This window comes from Hyphobacterium sp. CCMP332, assembly GCF_014323565.1.
Lineage (GTDB): Bacteria > Pseudomonadota > Alphaproteobacteria > Caulobacterales > Maricaulaceae > Hyphobacterium.
This window is the reverse complement of sequence record NZ_CP058669.1, coordinates 1,182,200-1,199,730: the sequence shown is the minus strand read 5'-3', so window position 1 is coordinate 1,199,730 and position 17,531 is coordinate 1,182,200. Positions and strand designations below refer to the sequence as shown.

Sequence of the window (17,531 nt, the reverse complement as noted above, 5' to 3'; positions counted from 1 at the left end):
TCGGATCGCGTTTGCGTACGACCTTGTATGAAAAAGATACGAGGCCGCCATGCGCATTCTTGCTTTCCTGTCTGCCATATTTTCCCTCTGGGGAGGCCAAGCCATGGCCGCTGATGAGCCGAGCCACACCGTCCTGCGCAGCGAGGGCGATATCGAGATCCGCGAATATGCGTCGATGATCGTCGCTGAAGTCGAGGTGAGTGGTTCGCGCGAGGAGGCGGGGAGCCGCGGATTCCGGCCGCTTGCGGATTACATCTTCGGCAATAATGCGCCGCGGCAGTCCATTGATATGACGGCACCGGTGACGACCCGCCGGGGGCAATCGATCGATATGACCGCGCCGGTGACGTCCACACCATCGGGCGATGATCGCTGGACAGTGGCATTTATCATGCCGGCGGAATGGACCATGGAAACACTGCCCCGGCCAAACAATCCGGCCGTGAATATCCGCGAAGTCCCAACACATCAAATGGCGGTGATCAAATTCCGCGGGCGCCGCAACAGTGAAACAATCGGTCAGCATGAAGCCGAGCTGACATCCTGGATTGCTGCCAATGGCTATGAAGTGACGGGCGAGCCGGTTTATGCGTCCTACAGCCCGCCCTGGACGCCGATTCCGTTCCGCCGGCATGAAGTCCAGATACCCGTTTCTGCCCGATAATCGAGGAATCAGGCCCCGGTGGTTGAGCAGAATTCCTTCGCCTGTCACGCGAGTGGGGTTGCCAGCGGCCGGTTTTTCCTAAGAATGTTTTAACAATGCGCTCTTTCTGGGGTAGTATATGGGCGCGTGGGCGAAACCGAGGGGAATAACGCCATGGAATTTTTGGACACTGCACGCGGCTGGTTTGACCAGGGTTACGCGTTTTTTGAGCCTGGCCTTCTGACCTATGCCGGCAATGGTGAAGTGGTGAACTGGATGCCTCTGGCGATCCAGTTCGGCGTTATCGCCCTGGTCATGGCGATTCTGCTCCGGTCGGCCGGTGCCATTCTGATCTTCACAATCGTCGCGACCATCATCCACCTGATTGTGGACATTGTCATGCCGATGGTCCGCGGGGGCGGGATGGACGGTTTCGATTTCGGAATGGTCACGGCCAATCTGACGGAAATGAATTACTGGCTGTATGCGGGCGCACTCGCCATCGCCTATTTCATTGGCATCCTGATCCTGGGTGGGATCAAGGGTATGATTTTCCGCGGCGACTGACATCGCGGAAAAACCGGAATGGAAAGCCGCTGACCTCCGGGTCGGCGGCTTTTTCTTTGCGGGGGCTTCATCATCCGATCCAGTTTTGCCGGTCACGCCCAAGACGCCAACTGCGTCTCTGGATAAAAGCGTGCGGTATTTGCCAATCCGGCCTCTATGATCCGGACAATTCGCCGTTTTTCTTTTATCGCGAGACGCGCTAGACGAAGACGAAGCTGAATTGGAGTTTGCGCATGTCCGACCCACAACCCGTACTGCTGGATGTCACCCCCGGTGAGCTGGCGGTTATCACGATCAACCGGCCTGACAAGAAAAATGCGTTCGACCGCGAAACGATCAATGCGCTCAGCGAGATGTTCGACCTTCTGTCCAGGAACACCGATGAAGTCCGCATTGTCATGCTGCGCGGGGCTGGCGATACGTTCTGTGCCGGTGGGGATCTGAACTGGATGAAGAATGCCGCAGGTTATACCCGCGAGCAGAATATCGAGGATGCCGAGGCGCTGGCCGGCATGCTCTACAAGCTGTTCCATCTGCCGCAGCTGACAATTGCCTTGGTCAAGGGTGCCGCCATGGGAGGCGGATCCGGACTGGTGGCCGCGTGTGATGTGGCCATTGCAGTCAAGGATACAAAATTCAGCTTCTCGGAAGTGAAGCTGGGCCTTACCCCGGCGACGATTTCACCTTTTGTCGTGCGGGCTATCGGGCCGAAATGGGCAAAGGCGCTGTTTGCGACAGCCGAAGGCTTTGATGCGCAATTCGCCCATATGATCGGGCTGGTTCAATATGTCGTCGATACCGCCGATGAGCTGGATGATATGGCGGAATATGTCGCCAAGCTGGGTTTCAGCGCCGCTCCGGGCGCCGTCGCCGATGCGAAGGAACTCGTCGATGATGTCGCCGGGCACAAGATCGATCACGGCCTGATGCATGATCTGGCCAAGCGGATTGCCCATCGCCGCGCCAGCGATGAGGGGCAGGAAGGCCTTGCCGCCTTCCTTGAAAAGCGCAAGCCGAGCTGGATGGAGTAATCCGCGCTGGAGGTCTTTCGCAATCCGCGGGCCTGGCTGCACGCGCGCCGGGAGGCGTGGCGGACGGCTTATGTGCGCGGGCCGGTCACGCAATTCCTGTTTGAATTCATTTCCTTCGGCATCAAGCAGGCGTGGGCCTGCCTGTTCGGCGGTGCGATGGTGGCGCTATTGCTCGGGACATTCCTGTTCTATCCTGATGACGCGTTTCTGCCGCGTTACGACTTCCTGACGCTCTCCGCGATTGCCATTCAGGCGGGGTTTCTGATCACGCGGCTGGAAACCTGGGAGGAGGCGCGGGTGATCCTCGTCTTCCATATCGTCGGCACGGTGATGGAGATTTTCAAAACCTCGGCCGGTTCATGGATCTATCCGGAGGAGGCTTATTTGCGGATTCTGGGTGTGCCGCTGTTTTCCGGCTTCATGTATGCCGCCGTCGGCAGTTATATCGCGCGGGTCTGGCGCATTTTCGAATTCCGGTTTGACCGCTTCCCGCCGCTCTGGCTGCAAGGCCTTCTGGCGCTGGCGATTTATATCAACTTCTTCACCCATCATTTCACGATCGATATCCGGTTGGCGCTTTATGCCGCGACGCTGGCCATTTACGGTCCGTGCGTCATCTGGTTCCGGCCGGATGAAAAACACCGCTTCATGCCGATGGTCGTGGGGCTGTTGCTGGTCGCGCTGTTTATCTGGTTTGCCGAGAATATCGGCACCTATGCCCGCGCCTGGTCCTATCCGCATCAGGACGGGGTCGACTGGAGCCCGGTGTCGATTCAAAAGCTCGGATCGTGGTATCTCCTGATGATCATCAGTTTTGTGCTCGTGGCGGCGGTGCACCGCGCGGGACCGCCAAAAGCGGGAAAGGCCTGACACATGTTTGAAACGCTTCTGATTGCCAATCGCGGGGAAATCGCCCGCCGGGTCATGCGCACGGCCAAGCGCATGGGTATCCGCACGGTGGCTGTCTATTCGGAAGCCGATGCCGAGGCACCGCACGTCAAAGAGGCCGACGCGGCGGTTCTGCTGGGGCCGGCCCCCAGTTCGGAAAGCTATCTGCGGGCGGACAAGATCCTCGAAGCGGCCAGGCAGATCGGGGCGGACGCCATCCATCCCGGCTATGGCTTTCTGTCGGAGAATGCCGAATTTGCGCAGGCCTGCACCGATGCGGGCATCAAATTCGTCGGCCCGTCGCCGGACTCGATCCGCGCCATGGGCTTGAAGGATCGGGCCAAGAAGCTGATGGAAGACGCTGGCGTGCCGGTGACGCCCGGCTATCACGGCGATAATCAGGATCCCGAGCATTTGAAAAATGCTGCTGATGCGATTGGCTATCCGGTCCTGATCAAGGCCGTGGCCGGGGGGGGCGGCAAGGGGATGCGCAAGGTCGAGGCCTCCACTGACTTTCTGGATTTGCTGGATAGCTGCAAGCGGGAGGCGAAATCCTCTTTTGGCAATGATGAAGTGCTGATCGAGAAATTCATCGAGAATCCGCGTCATATCGAGGTGCAGGTTTTTGGCGACAGCCGGGGCCGCGTTATCCATCTGTTCGAGCGGGATTGCTCGCTGCAACGCCGTCACCAGAAAGTGATCGAGGAAGCGCCAGCACCCGGCATGACGCCGAATGTCCGCGCCGCCATGTGTTCCGCGGCCGTGCAGGCCGCCAAGGCCGTCAATTATGAGGGCGCGGGAACGGTGGAGTTTATCGTCGACGGGTCCGGCGCGCTGCGCGAAGACGGCTTTTTCTTCATGGAAATGAATACGCGGCTTCAGGTGGAGCATCCGGTCACCGAATTGGTGACGGGGCTGGATCTGGTCGAGCTTCAGCTACGGGTCGCCGCGGGCGGCTCGGTGCCGGAACAGGATGAAATCCGCCTGAAGGGCCATGCCATCGAGGCGCGGCTCTATGCCGAGGATCCATCGAACGGTTTCCTGCCGAGCATCGGGCGTCTGGATATTCTCGATCTGCCGCGCGGCATAGACGGTGTGCGCGTCGATAGCGGGGTCGAGCAGGGCGGCGAGGTCTCGATGCATTACGACCCGATGATCGCAAAAATCATCGCATTCGGCGCCAACAGGGATGCAGCCATCGAGCGGTCATTGGCCGCATTGGCCGCCACGCGGGTCTATCCGGTGAAAACCAATGGCGGATTTCTCGGCAATTGTCTGCGCGATGATGATTTTCAGGCGGCACGGCTCTCGACCGGCCTGATTGCGGAGAAGGCAGAAACGCTTATTCCTGCCGGCGCGCCGAAGCGTGATGCCGCCCTTGCGGCGCGCGCCTTTCTGGAACGCGATCAGGTAGCCAATTCCAATGATCCCTGGGCTTTGAAAGACGGATTTCGCGCGAATGCCGATACGAAAATCCGGATACGCCTGGAATATGAAGGCGATACCCTCGATGTCGCTTTGAGCGCAGCCCCTGTCAAAGGGCGAACCCTCAGCGCCCGGCTGGGCGAAGATACCTTTATCCTCGATGGCATGGCGACGTCAGGCCGGATCGTGACAGAAGCCGAAAGCGTCATCGTCTTTTCTGATGGCCGCGCGAGCCGGTTCAGCCTGCCGCGCCCCGATGCCGCCGCCGATGGTGCCGATGCCGGGGGCCTTGTGAAAGCGCCCATGCCCGGCAAGGTGTTGTCGCTAAACGTTGCCGAGGGCGATACCGTCACCAAGGGGCAGAAGCTGCTCGTTCTGGAAGCCATGAAGATGGAGCACGCACTGGCCGCGCCGCGCGACGGTGTGATTGCGAGCGTGTCCATTGCCGCCGGCGATCAGGTCGGTGAGGGCGATGCGCTGGTGACGATGGCCGAGGAAGACGAAGCGGCGGCCTGATTTTCAATCGATGCGTCATCGTCCGGCTTGACCGGACGACCTCGCCCTAGAAGAGGCCCTCCGATCAAGTCGGAGGGTGACGATGTCTAATATGGGCAAGCTGGCCCGATCCTTGCTCTCGTCAGAGGGGAATGATGGAGATGGCCATGAACGGTACAGGCGAAACCCGGAAAACGCAGCATGTTGTCACGGATTGGGGCAATGATGCCCGATCCGGATTCCGCAAAAAGGTTGTCGTGGGTCAGCACGATTTGCACACACGCGACGAATTTTCCGATGAGGCGCTGGCGGCGCTGATCGAGCGGCACCCCCGCGAGCTGACGGATTTCTGCACGATGGGGGATCTGGACGAGGGCGCCGATAGCTGGCGTGCGGGAGATCCGGGCGATCTGTCCGGCATGGAAATGCTGGAAGCGGTCCGCGCCGGAAAGCTCTGGATCAATCTTCGTGAAGCGATGTGTGTGGATCCGGTCTATCGGCCGCTTTTCGACCAGATGATGGCCGATATGAAGCGCCTCAATCCGGGCTACAAGACGTTGAACGCCGAGAGCGGAATCCTGATTTCCTCGCCGACCGCGCAGGTCTTCATCCACTCCGATGTCTCCGAAACCATTCTCTGGCATGTCCGCGGCAAGAAGCGCATTCGCATCTATCCGGCGGCCGCTCCCTTCCTGACGGATGAGCGCATGGAAGCCATCCTGCACCTGGAGCAGACCGAGGATCTTCCGTTTGAATCCAGCTGGGATGATGAGTGTGAAGCCGTTGATCTGGTGCCGGGCATGTTTACCAGCTGGCCGCTTCACGGTCCGCACCGGGTTCAGAATCTGTCGGGCATGAATGTTTCGGTGACGATGGAAATCGTGACGCCGGAATCCCTGCTGAAGAACGGTGTGCTTCACGCCAATGGCGTATTGCGCCGCCGGTTCGGCATGGACCCGAAATCGACCGAAGCGGCCGGGCCCGGCGCCTATATGAAGCTGGTCTTTTCCAAGATGGCCAAGAAAATCTGGCGGCACACCAAGCCCATGCCCAAGAGTGAAACCACATTCGACATCGATGCCGGTTCGCCGACCGGGTTTCGCGATCGCGCGGCATAAAATTCTGGCGAAATGATCATGGCAAGGCTATCCCTTTGCGCGGCGGGGCATCTGACGGGCAAAGGGATTTTTGCATGAGAATTATTGCTGCCGCTGCGGCTGCGCTGATCGTATCCGCCACCGCGTTTTCCGACACTTCCACCTATCCACAGCCTTTGGCCGACGCGCTGACGCTGGGGTATGACGCCCCGGATGATGCCGTCTGGCGGTTCAATATGCGCGTCTCGATGAATGACGACGCCATGGAATTGCGTTTCGATGGCGCGCAGGCCGATGGTGAGGAATGGACGCTGATATCGCCTGCGAGTCCGGATTCCCTTTCCGGAGAGCTGGCCGATATGTGGGTCGATATGAATACGCCGGATGATGACGACGACGGGGACAATGGCCGGTCGATCTCGTTAGGCAGTGGCGGGGGCCTGTTCTTTACGGCGGAAACCGCGCGCATGATTACCGGAAGTGTGGAGCGGACATCCGGTGGTGGATACTCGTTCAGCCCCGATCTCGACCCCGACTCGGACGAGGCCGATTCCATGGCAGAACATTTGTCGGGCGAATTATCAGTGGCGACGGCGGGTCATATTGAGCGCATTCGCATTTTCGCCCCGGTGAGCTTCAAGCCCAATCCGGCGGCGCGCGTCCATGAATTTGAAATGGTCATGGATTTTCAGCGCTTTGAAGGGCTTCCGGCGCCGGTGATGACCTCCATGTCGACCGTTGTCGATGTCAGCGCTCTGTTCCAGCGGCAGCAGCAAAATGTGCGCTTTGACTTCTCCGATGTGGAATATGTCGAGCCGTGACTTGGCGGGTTAGGAGAAACGTCCTAGCTCTCATGCCATGACCTTGCATCTCCTCAAATTCTGCGTGGGCATCGACAGCGTCGAAGATCTGGAAGCCTATCGTGCCCGCCGCTCGAAAGAGCAGGCTGCGCGGGGCGAGCCGCTCCATTCTGTGCATGTCACGCGGATGTTTCCCAAACAGGCCGGGAAGCTGCTGGATGGCGGGTCGCTTTACTGGGTGATCAAACGGGTCATCCAGTGCCGCCAGCGCATTGTGTCGCTGGATGAGGTGATGGGCGAGGATGGTATTCGCCGCTGCGCCATCGTGATGGATCCGGAGATCATTCGCACCGCTCCGGCCGCACGGCGCCCGTTTCAGGGCTGGCGTTATCTGAAGGCCGAGGAAGCGCCTATGGACATCAGTGATCCGGCGGCGGGGGGAGAAAGCCTGCCACCGGATTTGCGCCGCAAGCTGATCGAGATCGGCGCCTGGTAGGCTAGACCGCCGGCATATTGTCGATGAGCCGTGTTTTGTCGAGCCAGACCGCCGCCAGAACCCGCGCGGGCTGGTGAACCGGGCCGGGCGGCAGCGGGGCGAGCGTCTCAGCGCATCGTGCTTCAATGTAATCGACCCGCTCAAAGGCATTGGCGGCTTTCGCCAACGCCTTGCCCTGCGCTGTTTCCCAGTCAATTCCGGTCGAGAGATCATGCGCGAAGGCGGCGAGGATTTCATTGAGGCTTGCGGCTACGCGCCGCTCGTCTGTCGACAGGTAGGCGTTGCGTGAGGACAGGGCGAGACCATCGCGTTCGCGCAAGGTTTCACCCGGAATGATCTCTATCGGCAAGTCCAGATCCCGCACCATGTGCCGGATCACCAGCAATTGCTGATAATCCTTTTCGCCGAAAACGGCGATATCCGGCTGAACCCGGTTGAAGAGCTTGGCCACGACAATGGCGACGCCGTTGAAGAAATGCGGGCGGAAATCTGTCTCCAGCCCCTGTGAGGGACCGCCAACGGTCAGGGTCGCCGAAAAACCATCCGGATACATGTCTGATGCCACGGGCGCGTACAGCAGATCGCATCCGGCATGGGCGAGTTTGGCGGCGTCAGCGTCCATCGTGCGTGGATAGGCGTCGAAATCTTCGCCCGGCGCAAACTGGGTGGGATTGACGAATATGCTGGCCACGACCCGGTCGGCCTTTTCCTTAGCCCTTGCGATCAGCGACAGATGCCCGTCATGCAATGCGCCCATTGTCGGCACAAAGCCGATACGAAGGCCATCGTGCCGCCATTCCGCTACGATGCGGCGCAAGTGGGCGAGATCAGCCGTAGACGGCAGGGGAAGGGCGGATAAATCACTCATAATTGGCGGATAATGCGGCTTGGCTCTGGACGCAAGCCATGCGACTCGCGCTACACACGAAACATGATCCGCAATGGCCTCATAATTCTGCTGGGATTTTCACTCGGTGCCTGCATGACAACGCGGGAAGACCTGCCGTTGCAGCCGGCCGCGCCGGTTGCGCAATCGTCCAGTGCGCAGATGGCCGCCCGGCTCGCCGCCGACCTGGACCACCGTTCGCGATACGACCCGGCTGCGCTGGATGCGGTCGAAGACGAGATGCGGACATTGGCCTTGCGATTGGCAGCCCCGCCCGAGCCCCTTCCGGAACCCGACCCGGTTGCGCCCGACCCTGAAGGCGGGCAGAGCCTGTTTCATGCCATTCATCTGGCCTCCTACCGCGTGGAGGAAAATGCAGTTTCGGGTTGGCAATCGCTGCAAGCGCTTTTCCCGGACCTTCTGGCATCACGAACCGCGCGCCTGGAGGCGGCCGATCTCGGCTCGCGCGGCCAGTATCTTCGCCTCAAGGCCGGGCCATTTGACACCGAAGCCGATGCGCGCGCGGCTTGCCGGGAGGTAGAGGCGGCCGGCGGATGGTGCGCTGTGACCGATTTCACGGGCCAAACGCTGGGCCGGTAATAATTCTCACAATTGGAATCCGTTGTTAGTCTTGGCACCGGACTTGCTCTATAAGAGCCATGAGTTTGTCCCTACATCCGGTGTCACATGAATTTTTCGACGCAGACTGACCGTCCTGGCCGCTTTCGTCTGATACGGCGAAACAAGGGGCCCCATGTGATTATTGTGGGCAATGAAAAAGGCGGGGCCGGCAAATCGACGGTTGCCATGCATTTGTCGATCGCCCTCATGCGGATGGGAAAATCGGTCGGCGTCATTGATCTCGATTTGAGACAGCGCACATTTGGCCGTTACCTGCAAAACCGCCGTGACTGGGCCGAACGCTATGGCGTCGACCTGCCAATACCAAAGGAAGTCCGCCTTGAAGCCAGTGCATTGCGGCATCTCGACGAAGCGGAAGCCGAGGAAGATGCCCGCTTTCAGGCCGTTTTCAGCGAGCTGAAGGCCGAGCATGACTTCATCATCGTCGATGCACCGGGATCGGACACCTATTATTCGCGGCTGGCGCATGCCGTGGCCGATACGATCATCACGCCGGTGAATGACAGTTTCATCGATTTCGATCTGCTCGCGGAGATCGACGCACAGACTTTTGAAGTCGGTCGGCCAAGCGTCTATTCGGAGATGGTCTGGGACTGCCGCAAGAAGCGCGCTGGCCGCGACAAGACCTCGATTGACTGGGTTGTGATGCGCAATCGCATGTCCCAGCTGGATGCGCGCAACAAGCGCCGCGTCGGGGATGGCCTGAAGAAATTGTCCGAACGGATCGGGTTCCGCATGGCACCGGGATTTGCCGAACGTGTCATCTATCGCGAATTGTTTCCGCTGGGCCTGACCTTGCTGGATCTGACAGAGGACGGTTCGGCTGTGGCCTTCTCGATGAGCCATGTTGCCGCGCGTCAGGAATTGCGCGATCTGCTGACGGTCCTTAAGTTGCCCGAACTGGTGGATACAAAGATTCCCTTCTGATGCCATTTCTGCTTCTGGGTTTTGCTGCCCTTGTCATTCTGGTGCTGGTCTCCCGCGCCTTTGCCCGCATGGAAACGGCAGAAGCTGCGCGCTGGTCACGGATCACGCTCGGCCTCGCGGCAGCGATTTTCGGCGGCCTTCTGACATTGCGGGGTCTGGCCATTCTGGGCGCGCCGCTGGCGACATTCGGGATTGGCATGATGGCCGTCGGGGCGGGGTTTCGTCCCAAGCCAGGCCGGAATGGCCAGCAAACGACTACTCCCACAATTCAAGCCATCAGCCGCGAAGAAGCACTCGATATTCTGGGCCTTGAGGGCAATCCATCCAATGAGGAAATCCGGACGGCCTATCGCACCCTGATGAAACGCGTTCACCCGGATTCCGGCGGCACGGATGGCCTGTCGCGCCGCCTGACAGAAGCGCGTGATGTTCTTTTGAAAAACTAGCTGCCAGGTGCCACGGCAAAGCAGGGCTCGTCGCGGGCGGCGAGCCGGGCGCAGGCCGCGCGGGCGGTTGTGGCATTTATGCCGGTAAACCGCGCCCGGAAGAGGGTTCGGCCATTGGCTTCGAAACGCGGCGTGTACATCTCGGCATCGCCCAGCTCGCCGGCCAGAGTCTGTACGGTTTCGAGACGCGCCCTTGCGGCCGCTTCATCGGCATAGGCACCGACCTGAATGGCCCAGCCGGACGGCGGGGGCGAGGGCTCGTCCGGAAAGGTGATCAGGGTGGGTTCTGCGTCCACCGATGCATGCGTGGTTGTGGGCGCCGCGCCCATATCGTCCGTCATCTCGATGCGAAGGGGCGGCAAGGCGTCACCATCGCCCTGCGCCACCGGCGGTGACAAGTCCAGGGCGGCAATCTGGGTTGCGATAATGTCATGCTCGCGGATGGGGTTGAGGCGGGGTGTCAGATCCTGCACGGCCACAATCAGCGCTTCGCGGTTCTCAAGTGAGCGGTAAGCGGCGTTAATCAATTGCTCGGCATGGGCATCCCGGTAGGACGCCGTCGGACCGCCCATCACGACAGCTACCAGACGGCGGCCATCGCGTTCTGCGGTTGTGGCGATATTAAAGCCGGATGCCCGGATATATCCGGTTTTCATCCCGTCGACGCCATCGACGCGGCCAATCAGATTGTTGTGGGAGCGATAGGTGCGGCCGTTATAGGTGAAGCTGCGCTCTGAAAAATACGGCATGTATTGCGGAAAGTCGCGGCGCAGGGCCACGGTCAGCCGCGCCATGTCGCGTGCCGTGGTGACCTGCCGCGAATTGGGAAGGCCGGACGCATTCCGGAATGTCGTGTTGGACAGGCCCAGCTCGCGGGCCCGGGCCGTCATCTCAACGGCAAAGGCGCGTTCGGTCGTGGCCAGTTGTTCGGCCACAACGACCGCGACATCATTGGCGCTCTTGATCACCAGAGCCCGGATGGCCGTTTCGACGGTAATCGTATCGCCCTGGGAGAGATTTAGATTGGATGGTTGCTGGCTGGCCGCAATGCGAGAGACGGTGAGGGTATCTGACAGGGAGAGTTCACCCGCCTCGATCGCTTCGAACAGAAGATAAAGTGTCATCATCTTGGTCAGGGAGGCCGGATAACGCTGGGCATCGGCCAGGCGGCTGTGCAGGACGTCACCGGAATTCGCATCCGCAACAAAAGCCGCATAGCGGCGTGTATCGGCATACCCGTCGGGTGCCAGCCCCCACGACAGGATGATGACGACCGAGAGAAAGAGGCTGCGCAGAGCATTCATAGGGAACGATCCAACCCCAGACCCGTTTCTGTCACGTTAAGACCGTCGCAAATTATTTATGGTGCAGCGCAACATTTTTGTTGACGCAGCTGCGAAGGTTTGGCATACAAATGCTGCAACTGCGAACAAACGAGTCGCTGAAGAGATTGAAAATGACTGATACGACCGCACAACCTGCTGCCGAGACAGCGCAAACCGAAGCCAAGACGGAAACGGTGAAAGCACCGGCCGCCAAAAAGGCCCGGACCGATCGCGCCGCCAGGAAAGCTGCCCCGAAGGCACCGGCCAAGAAAGCGACGGCAAAAAAGACCGTTACTCGTAAGCCTGCCAAGGCGAAAACCAAATCCTCCCCGAAAAAGGACACCAAAGTTATGAAAAACGCACAAACCGCTGCCAATGAGACGATCGAGCAAATGACCACTGCCGGCAATCAGGCCTTCAAGGAAGGTTTCGAAAAGTCGCTGAAGTCGGTCAACGAGCTGAACGCTTTCCAGAAAGAAAACGTCGAAGCCGTCATCGCGTCTGCAACAGCCGCCGGCAAGAACGCCGAAGTACTGAACACCAACGCCGTGGCCTATGCCAAGACGTCGATGGAATCTGCGGTTGCCGCCACCAAGGCGCTGACCACCGCCAAATCCGTTCAGGACATGATCGAGGTTCAAACCGATTTCGTGAAATCGTCCATGGACATGTTCATGTCTGAAATGACCAAGACCTCCGAGCTTTATGCCGGAGCGGTCAAAGAAGTAACCAAGCCGATCAATGACCGCGTCGCGGCGTCGGTCGAAATGGTTCAGTCGGCTCGCTAGAGCTGATTTCGGGCAGGTCGTTCTCCCCCGAACTGCCCGATACATTCTCCCTAACTGGCCCGGCGGTCTTTTCCGCCGGGCCTTTTTCTTTTGCCCTTTGGTAACGAGAATCCGGTCACGTTTTGAACGATCGGATGTCACAATTTGGTTCCAGATTGGAGGGAAGCTGTTGAGTATCGCGTTTCAGCCCTTCCCAGGGCACAAAGCTTGCTTATCTAATAGGCAGACAGCGACGAGCCGAATCGATGACCGAGCGCCGCGATAAACCCGGCAACCCTGATCGCCAGACAGGAGTTGCCACACGCACCCGCCCGAAGACGAAAAAACCGTCTTTGTACCGGGTGGTCATGCTGAATGACGATTTCACGCCGATGGAGTTCGTCATTGAGGTCCTGATGCGGATCTTCAACAAGTCGCCAGAAGAAGCGACGCAGATCATGCTTCATGTCCATCAGAATGGCGTCGGCGTTTGCGGCGTGTTTACCTTCGAGATCGCCGAGACGAAGGTCGCCCAAGTGATGGATCTGGCCCGGCGAGCGCAGCACCCGCTGCAATGCACGATGGAAAAGGAATAGACGTTGCCCTCATTTTCAACCTCTCTCGAAGACACGCTTCACCGCGCCCTCGGGTTTGCGAATGAACGTGGTCATGAATACGCCACGCTGGAACACTTGTTGCTGGCCCTTGTTGATGACGAGGATGCCGCCGGAGTGATGAAAGCGTGCGATGTCGATCTGGGGGAGTTGAAGTCGACGCTGACCGCTTTTGTGGACGCCGAGCTGGGCGATCTGGCGGTTGATGACAATGAAGATGCCAAGCCGACAACCGGTTTCCAGCGCGTCATCCAGCGCGCCGTCATCCACGTCCAGAATGCCGGCCGCGAAGAGGTGACCGGCGCCAATGTGCTGGTCGCGATCTTTGCCGAGCGCGAGAGCCATGCCGCCCATTTCCTCGCCGAGCGCGATATGACGCGCTATGACGCGGTGAACTACATTTCCCATGGCATTGCCAAACGTCCGGGCGAAAGCGAAGCCCGGCCGGTGCGTGGCGCCATGGAAGACGATCTGGATGAGGATGACGAGAAAGAGGGCGATGCGCTCTCGGCCTACTGCGTCGATCTGAATGCCAAGGCGCGCGAAGGCGGTGTGGATCCGCTCATCGGCCGCGAGGCTGAGGTCGAACGCTGCATTCAGGTGTTGTGCCGCCGCCGCAAGAATAATCCGCTCCTCGTCGGCGATCCGGGCGTGGGCAAGACGGCGATTGCCGAGGGCCTCGCCCGCAAGATCATCGAGAAAGATGTTCCTGAAGTGCTTCAGGACGCCACGATCTATTCGCTGGATATGGGGACACTGCTCGCGGGCACCCGTTATCGCGGTGACTTCGAAGAGCGCGTGAAACAGGTCGTCAAGGAATTGGAAGCGCGCGACGGTGCCATTCTCTTCATTGACGAAATTCACACCGTTATCGGGGCCGGCGCGACGTCTGGTGGCGCGATGGATGCATCCAACCTCCTCAAACCGGCGCTGCAATCGGGAAGCCTGCGCTGCATGGGTTCCACGACCTACAAGGAGTTCCGCCAGCATTTTGAGAAGGACCGGGCGCTGGCCCGCCGTTTCCAGAAGATTGATGTGACCGAGCCCAGCCGGGATGACACGGTGAAAATCCTTCAGGGGCTGAAGCCCTATTTCGAGGAATTCCACGATGTGCGCTTCACCAATGAAGCGGTGAAAACGGCTGTAGACCTCGCCTCGCGCTATATCACCGACCGGAAACTGCCGGACAAGGCCATCGATGTGATCGACGAGGCCGGGGCCCGCATGCGGCTTCTGCCGCCCTCGAAGCGCAAGAAAACGATTGGTGTGAAAGAAGTCGAGACGGTTGTCGCGAAAATTGCCCGCATCCCGGAAAAATCTGTTTCCAAGGATGATGAAGTCGCGCTGAAATCCCTGCCGTCGGACTTGCGCCATGTCGTCTTTGGCCAGGATGAAGCGATCGAGAAACTCTCCTCGGCGATCAAACTGTCGCGCGCCGGACTGCGCGAGCCGGAAAAGCCGATCGGCAACTATCTCTTTTCCGGGCCGACCGGCGTCGGCAAGACCGAAGTGGCCAAGCAATTGGCGTCTATCCTGGGTGTCGAGCTCCTGCGCTTCGACATGTCCGAATACATGGAGCGCCACACCGTTTCACGCCTGATCGGTGCGCCTCCTGGCTATGTCGGTCATGACCAGGGCGGCCTTCTGACGGATGCGGTTGACCAGCACCGGCATGCGGTTCTGCTGCTGGACGAAATCGAGAAGGCCCACCCGGACCTGTTCAATATCCTCCTGCAGGTCATGGATCATGGCAGCCTGACCGATGCCAATGGCAAGAAGGTCGATTTCCGTAATGTGGTCCTGATCATGACAACGAATGCGGGCGCATCGGATGCGGCGAAGGAAGCCATCGGCTTTGGCCGTGACAAGCGCGAAGGCGATGATGTGGCGGCGATCGAAAAGCTGTTCACGCCGGAATTCCGCAACCGTCTGGATGCGATCATTCCGTTTGCCGGCCTGTCTCAGCCGATTGTCAGCCGCGTGGTCGAGAAATTCGTGTTGCAGCTTGAAGCCCAACTGGCAGATCGCGGCATCACGTTCGAATTGAGTGATGCGGCGACGGAATGGCTCGCCACCCGCGGCTATGATCAGAAGTTCGGTGCGCGGCCATTGTCCCGCATTATCCAGGAGCACATCAAGAAGCCGCTCGCCGATGAAATTCTCTTTGGCCAACTCAAATCCGGTGGCCTTGTGAAGGTGGATGTGGATGCGGCGGACAAGGATCGTCTCGATTTCGACATTACGCCGGGCGACCGGCTCAAGCCGAAAAAGCCCAAGGGCAGTGGCAAGAAGAAAGCCAAAGAGCCGGTTCGCTAGACAGCCTACTCGGCAAAGACTTCAGATGAGGACAGGCCGTCACCGATCCCGGTGGCGGTCTTTTCCTTTTCGCGGCGATATTCGCGCGGCGTCAGGCCGTTGGCTTCCTTGAAAGCGCGATTGAACGGCCCCAGAGATGCAAAGCCACTATCCAGTGCAATATCGAGAATGCTGGCGCTGGATGCCGTATCCGCCAGTAGGTCTTCGGCATGGCGAATTCGGTATTTATTGATAAAGCGGTTGAAATTCGGGTGTCCGAGCGCCGAGACGATGGCGCGTGAGACCTTGTAGTCTTTTTCGTGCAGGCGCCGGGCGAGGGTCGATACCTTGAGCTCCGGATCCAGATAGGCGCCTTCGGCCACGAGGGCTTCAGCGCGCCGCGCCAATGCGATTTCATCGTCTGTCGCCGGCGGCGTTTTTCGTGCAGCGCCTGAGGGCAGGGGGTTTGTCTGACGGAAAATGATGGCGAGGCTGACGCTGCACATGATCATCGCGGCACAAAAGCCCTGAATGAGCACCGTCAGTCCGGGGGATATGAATGTCAGTCGTCCATGGTCGAACAGCATGACGCAGATGACAACGCCGGCCCCGAAGCTGGACAGGAAAATGTAGCGAATGCGATTTTCGCTATCGGAAATCCCCGACCAGCCATTCAGCCCCTCGCCAAACGCCAGAAGGAGGGCGGCCGAGCTGAAGAAGGCCTGCATGCCGTCCAGTCGCTCCATCCACTGCGCGAGGCCTGCCTCGCCGACCATCCCGCCAAAATTCAGGGCCAGCGCGAACTGGTCAAAAATTGTCGGAAGGAAAATCCCGGCAACAATGGCCATTTCGGGCCAGTCAATCGCGGCGTCATGACGAAACAGGGCACGGGATGTGAGCCAAAAAAAGGAACAGGAGGCGCAACTGGCAATCGCCATGACGGGGTAGGCAACACCGATCGTTTCCCGACCCAGAACTTCGATCAGCATGATGGCGATCAATCCGACGCAAAAGCCGGCCCAGATCAGGTGAAGTTGCGAGAAGGCGCGCCGAAGGGCGATCCATCCAAGCCAGACCGCCGCCGCAGATATTGCGAATATTTTCAATCCTGCGCCCAGTGCAAACACGGTGGCCTCCATTCGTGTGCCATGATGCGCCTGATCCCGACCGATATGCAAGTTTGTGATTTTCTCTCGCCGATTTCTGAATCGGCGAGCCGGTGCCCGCCCGATCGTTCATTCCTTTTCCATGACCGGCCAACCAAGGCCGGCACGACAAGAAGGAATATTCATCATGGTCGATACACTGGCGTCTCCCGCGCGCCGCGCACTGAATGCGCACACTGTTCTCAAAACCACCGGACTGCTCTGGTTCCTCGTGGCCGTTATCGGGCAATGGCTGTTTGCCTATTATGTGATCGCCGCCTATGGCCCGCGCACAGCCAGCGGCAACTGGGCCAGCTGGGACGAAGTCGGGCTAATCCAGGGCTATACGGCGGGTGATCTGATCGGCAATCTCGCCTTTGTGTCCCACGCCTTGCTGACAGCGGTAATCTGTATTGGCGGCACAATGCAGCTGATGCCGCCCATCCGGAACCGCTTTCCGGCGATCCATCGCTGGACCGGCCGCACCTATCTTCTAGTAGCGGTTGTGATGTCTGTTGGCGGAATCTGGATGATCTGGGGCCGTGACTCGCGCCTGACGGACCTTGGCGGATGGGGTACGACGATCAATGGCGTGCTGGTGCTGATTACGGCCGCCACCGCCTTCTACTTCATCCGGCAGCGCAAGGTGGATCAGCATCGGCGCTGGGCGATGCGGACCTTTATTCTGCTCAGCGGGGTCTGGTTTACGCGTCTTGGCTATATGTCGTGGGCGATAGCGACAGGCGGTGTGGGCATGAGCCGCTCGCTGAACGGGCCGTTCGACATGTTTATCGCGTTTGGCAGCTATCTCTTGCCGCTGGCCATTCTGGAAGTCTATTTTCTGGCCATCGAAAGCCGGTCATCCGCTGTCAAACTTGCAGTGTCCGGGCTGATGCTCGGGGCAACCGCCACCACCGCGCTCGGCGTGTTCGGGGCGTGGACAATGATGTGGAGCCCGCATATCTGACATCAGGTGAGGGGGCTCACCGACTGCTGTCTTTGAATGCGTTGCAGCGATGGCCGGCGTCTCCAGCGCGCGGTA

At 59.4% G+C, this 17,531-nt stretch carries 18 protein-coding genes; 15 read left to right on the top strand and 3 right to left on the bottom strand.

Annotated features, from left to right (window positions below; all coding sequences use genetic code 11):
- Positions 1-103: 103 nt before the first annotated feature.
- The 8 genes from HXX25_RS05965 to HXX25_RS05930 all read left to right on the top strand — a co-directional run bounded on the left by HXX25_RS05965 (position 104) and on the right by HXX25_RS05930 (position 7,442).
- Positions 104-664, top strand: coding sequence for a heme-binding protein (locus HXX25_RS05965; protein WP_233346918.1), 561 nt, complete (start codon positions 104-106; stop codon positions 662-664).
- A 153-nt stretch (positions 665-817) separates the two neighbouring features.
- Entirely contained in the window at positions 818-1,210 is a 393-nt protein-coding gene (locus tag HXX25_RS05960; RefSeq protein WP_187167575.1) for a hypothetical protein, read from the top strand.
- A 233-nt stretch (positions 1,211-1,443) separates the two neighbouring features.
- Positions 1,444-2,241, top strand: a complete 798-nt coding sequence (locus HXX25_RS05955; RefSeq protein ID WP_187167574.1) for an enoyl-CoA hydratase-related protein — start codon at positions 1,444-1,446, stop codon at positions 2,239-2,241.
- A 72-nt stretch (positions 2,242-2,313) separates the two neighbouring features.
- Complete coding sequence (locus HXX25_RS05950; protein ID WP_187167573.1) at positions 2,314-3,111, top strand: DUF817 domain-containing protein; 798 nt, start codon at positions 2,314-2,316, stop codon at positions 3,109-3,111.
- Between the two features lie 3 nt (positions 3,112-3,114).
- Complete coding sequence (locus tag HXX25_RS05945) at positions 3,115-5,070, top strand: acetyl/propionyl/methylcrotonyl-CoA carboxylase subunit alpha (protein WP_187167572.1); 1,956 nt, start codon at positions 3,115-3,117, stop codon at positions 5,068-5,070.
- 146 nt (positions 5,071-5,216) lie between these two features.
- A complete protein-coding gene (locus HXX25_RS05940) occupies positions 5,217-6,167 on the top strand; it encodes a hypothetical protein (RefSeq protein ID WP_187167571.1) in 951 nt (316 codons plus the stop codon).
- A 74-nt stretch (positions 6,168-6,241) separates the two neighbouring features.
- Positions 6,242-6,967 (top strand): hypothetical protein, encoded by a 726-nt coding sequence (locus HXX25_RS05935; RefSeq protein ID WP_187167570.1) that lies wholly within the window; start codon positions 6,242-6,244, stop codon positions 6,965-6,967.
- A gap of 37 nt (positions 6,968-7,004) precedes the next feature.
- Positions 7,005-7,442, top strand: a complete 438-nt coding sequence (locus HXX25_RS05930; protein WP_187167569.1) for a DUF1489 family protein — start codon at positions 7,005-7,007, stop codon at positions 7,440-7,442.
- A 1-nt stretch (position 7,443) separates the two neighbouring features.
- Here the strand turns inward: HXX25_RS05930 and panC are convergent, their stop codons facing one another.
- The gene (panC, locus tag HXX25_RS05925) at positions 7,444-8,310 is read right to left on the bottom strand and encodes a pantoate--beta-alanine ligase (RefSeq protein WP_187167568.1); all 867 of its coding nucleotides are present in this window, start codon (positions 8,308-8,310) and stop codon (positions 7,444-7,446) included.
- A 114-nt stretch (positions 8,311-8,424) separates the two neighbouring features.
- Here panC and HXX25_RS05920 point away from each other — a divergent pair, with 114 nt between their 5' ends.
- The 3 genes from HXX25_RS05920 to HXX25_RS05910 all read left to right on the top strand — a co-directional run bounded on the left by HXX25_RS05920 (position 8,425) and on the right by HXX25_RS05910 (position 10,343).
- Positions 8,425-8,928, top strand: a complete 504-nt coding sequence (locus tag HXX25_RS05920) for an SPOR domain-containing protein (RefSeq protein ID WP_187167567.1) — start codon at positions 8,425-8,427, stop codon at positions 8,926-8,928.
- A gap of 156 nt (positions 8,929-9,084) precedes the next feature.
- Positions 9,085-9,897: a division plane positioning ATPase MipZ gene (locus HXX25_RS05915; protein ID WP_304607841.1), complete on the top strand. Its 813-nt coding sequence runs from the start codon at positions 9,085-9,087 to the stop codon at positions 9,895-9,897.
- A complete protein-coding gene (locus HXX25_RS05910; protein WP_187167565.1) occupies positions 9,897-10,343 on the top strand; it encodes a DnaJ domain-containing protein in 447 nt (148 codons plus the stop codon). The genes HXX25_RS05915 and HXX25_RS05910 overlap by 1 nt, the downstream gene beginning before the upstream one ends.
- On the opposite strand, the gene HXX25_RS05905 is transcribed toward HXX25_RS05910, so the two are convergent.
- Complete coding sequence (locus HXX25_RS05905; RefSeq protein ID WP_187167564.1) at positions 10,340-11,647, bottom strand: D-alanyl-D-alanine carboxypeptidase family protein; 1,308 nt, start codon at positions 11,645-11,647, stop codon at positions 10,340-10,342. The two genes, HXX25_RS05910 and HXX25_RS05905, sit on opposite strands and share 4 nt — an antisense overlap.
- Before the next feature lie 110 nt (positions 11,648-11,757).
- Between HXX25_RS05905 and HXX25_RS13520 the strand changes: the two genes are divergently transcribed.
- The 3 genes from HXX25_RS13520 to clpA all read left to right on the top strand — a co-directional run bounded on the left by HXX25_RS13520 (position 11,758) and on the right by clpA (position 15,365).
- Positions 11,758-12,456 carry a phasin family protein gene (locus tag HXX25_RS13520; protein WP_233346916.1) on the top strand — a complete coding sequence of 233 codons (699 nt, stop codon included), beginning with the start codon at positions 11,758-11,760 and terminating at the stop codon, positions 12,454-12,456.
- Between the two features lie 245 nt (positions 12,457-12,701).
- The gene (gene clpS / locus HXX25_RS05895) at positions 12,702-13,031 is read left to right on the top strand and encodes an ATP-dependent Clp protease adapter ClpS (protein WP_187167563.1); all 330 of its coding nucleotides are present in this window, start codon (positions 12,702-12,704) and stop codon (positions 13,029-13,031) included.
- Between the two features lie 3 nt (positions 13,032-13,034).
- Positions 13,035-15,365: an ATP-dependent Clp protease ATP-binding subunit ClpA gene (gene clpA / locus HXX25_RS05890; protein ID WP_187167562.1), complete on the top strand. Its 2,331-nt coding sequence runs from the start codon at positions 13,035-13,037 to the stop codon at positions 15,363-15,365.
- A gap of 5 nt (positions 15,366-15,370) precedes the next feature.
- Here clpA and HXX25_RS05885 read toward each other — a convergent pair whose 3' ends face one another.
- Positions 15,371-16,471: a helix-turn-helix domain-containing protein gene (locus tag HXX25_RS05885; RefSeq protein ID WP_187167561.1), complete on the bottom strand. Its 1,101-nt coding sequence runs from the start codon at positions 16,469-16,471 to the stop codon at positions 15,371-15,373.
- Between the two features lie 166 nt (positions 16,472-16,637).
- Here HXX25_RS05885 and HXX25_RS05880 point away from each other — a divergent pair, with 166 nt between their 5' ends.
- Positions 16,638-17,456, top strand: coding sequence for a DUF2306 domain-containing protein (locus tag HXX25_RS05880; protein ID WP_187167560.1), 819 nt, complete (start codon positions 16,638-16,640; stop codon positions 17,454-17,456).
- The last annotated feature ends 75 nt before the right edge of the window (positions 17,457-17,531 follow it).

Coding starts and splice junctions, on each gene's coding strand:
- HXX25_RS05965 (WP_233346918.1), top strand. CDS start 104: ATGGCCGCTGATGAGCCGAGCCACACCGTCCTGCGCAGCGAGGGCGAT.
- HXX25_RS05960 (WP_187167575.1), top strand. CDS start 818: ATGGAATTTTTGGACACTGCACGCGGCTGGTTTGACCAGGGTTACGCG.
- HXX25_RS05955 (WP_187167574.1), top strand. CDS start 1,444: ATGTCCGACCCACAACCCGTACTGCTGGATGTCACCCCCGGTGAGCTG.
- HXX25_RS05945 (WP_187167572.1), top strand. CDS start 3,115: ATGTTTGAAACGCTTCTGATTGCCAATCGCGGGGAAATCGCCCGCCGG.
- HXX25_RS05940 (WP_187167571.1), top strand. CDS start 5,217: ATGAACGGTACAGGCGAAACCCGGAAAACGCAGCATGTTGTCACGGAT.
- HXX25_RS05935 (WP_187167570.1), top strand. CDS start 6,242: ATGAGAATTATTGCTGCCGCTGCGGCTGCGCTGATCGTATCCGCCACC.
- HXX25_RS05930 (WP_187167569.1), top strand. CDS start 7,005: ATGACCTTGCATCTCCTCAAATTCTGCGTGGGCATCGACAGCGTCGAA.
- panC (WP_187167568.1), bottom strand. CDS start 8,310: ATGAGTGATTTATCCGCCCTTCCCCTGCCGTCTACGGCTGATCTCGCC.
- HXX25_RS05920 (WP_187167567.1), top strand. CDS start 8,425: ATGACAACGCGGGAAGACCTGCCGTTGCAGCCGGCCGCGCCGGTTGCG.
- HXX25_RS05910 (WP_187167565.1), top strand. CDS start 9,897: ATGCCATTTCTGCTTCTGGGTTTTGCTGCCCTTGTCATTCTGGTGCTG.
- HXX25_RS05905 (WP_187167564.1), bottom strand. CDS start 11,647: ATGAATGCTCTGCGCAGCCTCTTTCTCTCGGTCGTCATCATCCTGTCG.
- HXX25_RS13520 (WP_233346916.1), top strand. CDS start 11,758: ATGCTGCAACTGCGAACAAACGAGTCGCTGAAGAGATTGAAAATGACT.
- clpS (WP_187167563.1), top strand. CDS start 12,702: ATGACCGAGCGCCGCGATAAACCCGGCAACCCTGATCGCCAGACAGGA.
- HXX25_RS05880 (WP_187167560.1), top strand. CDS start 16,638: ATGGTCGATACACTGGCGTCTCCCGCGCGCCGCGCACTGAATGCGCAC.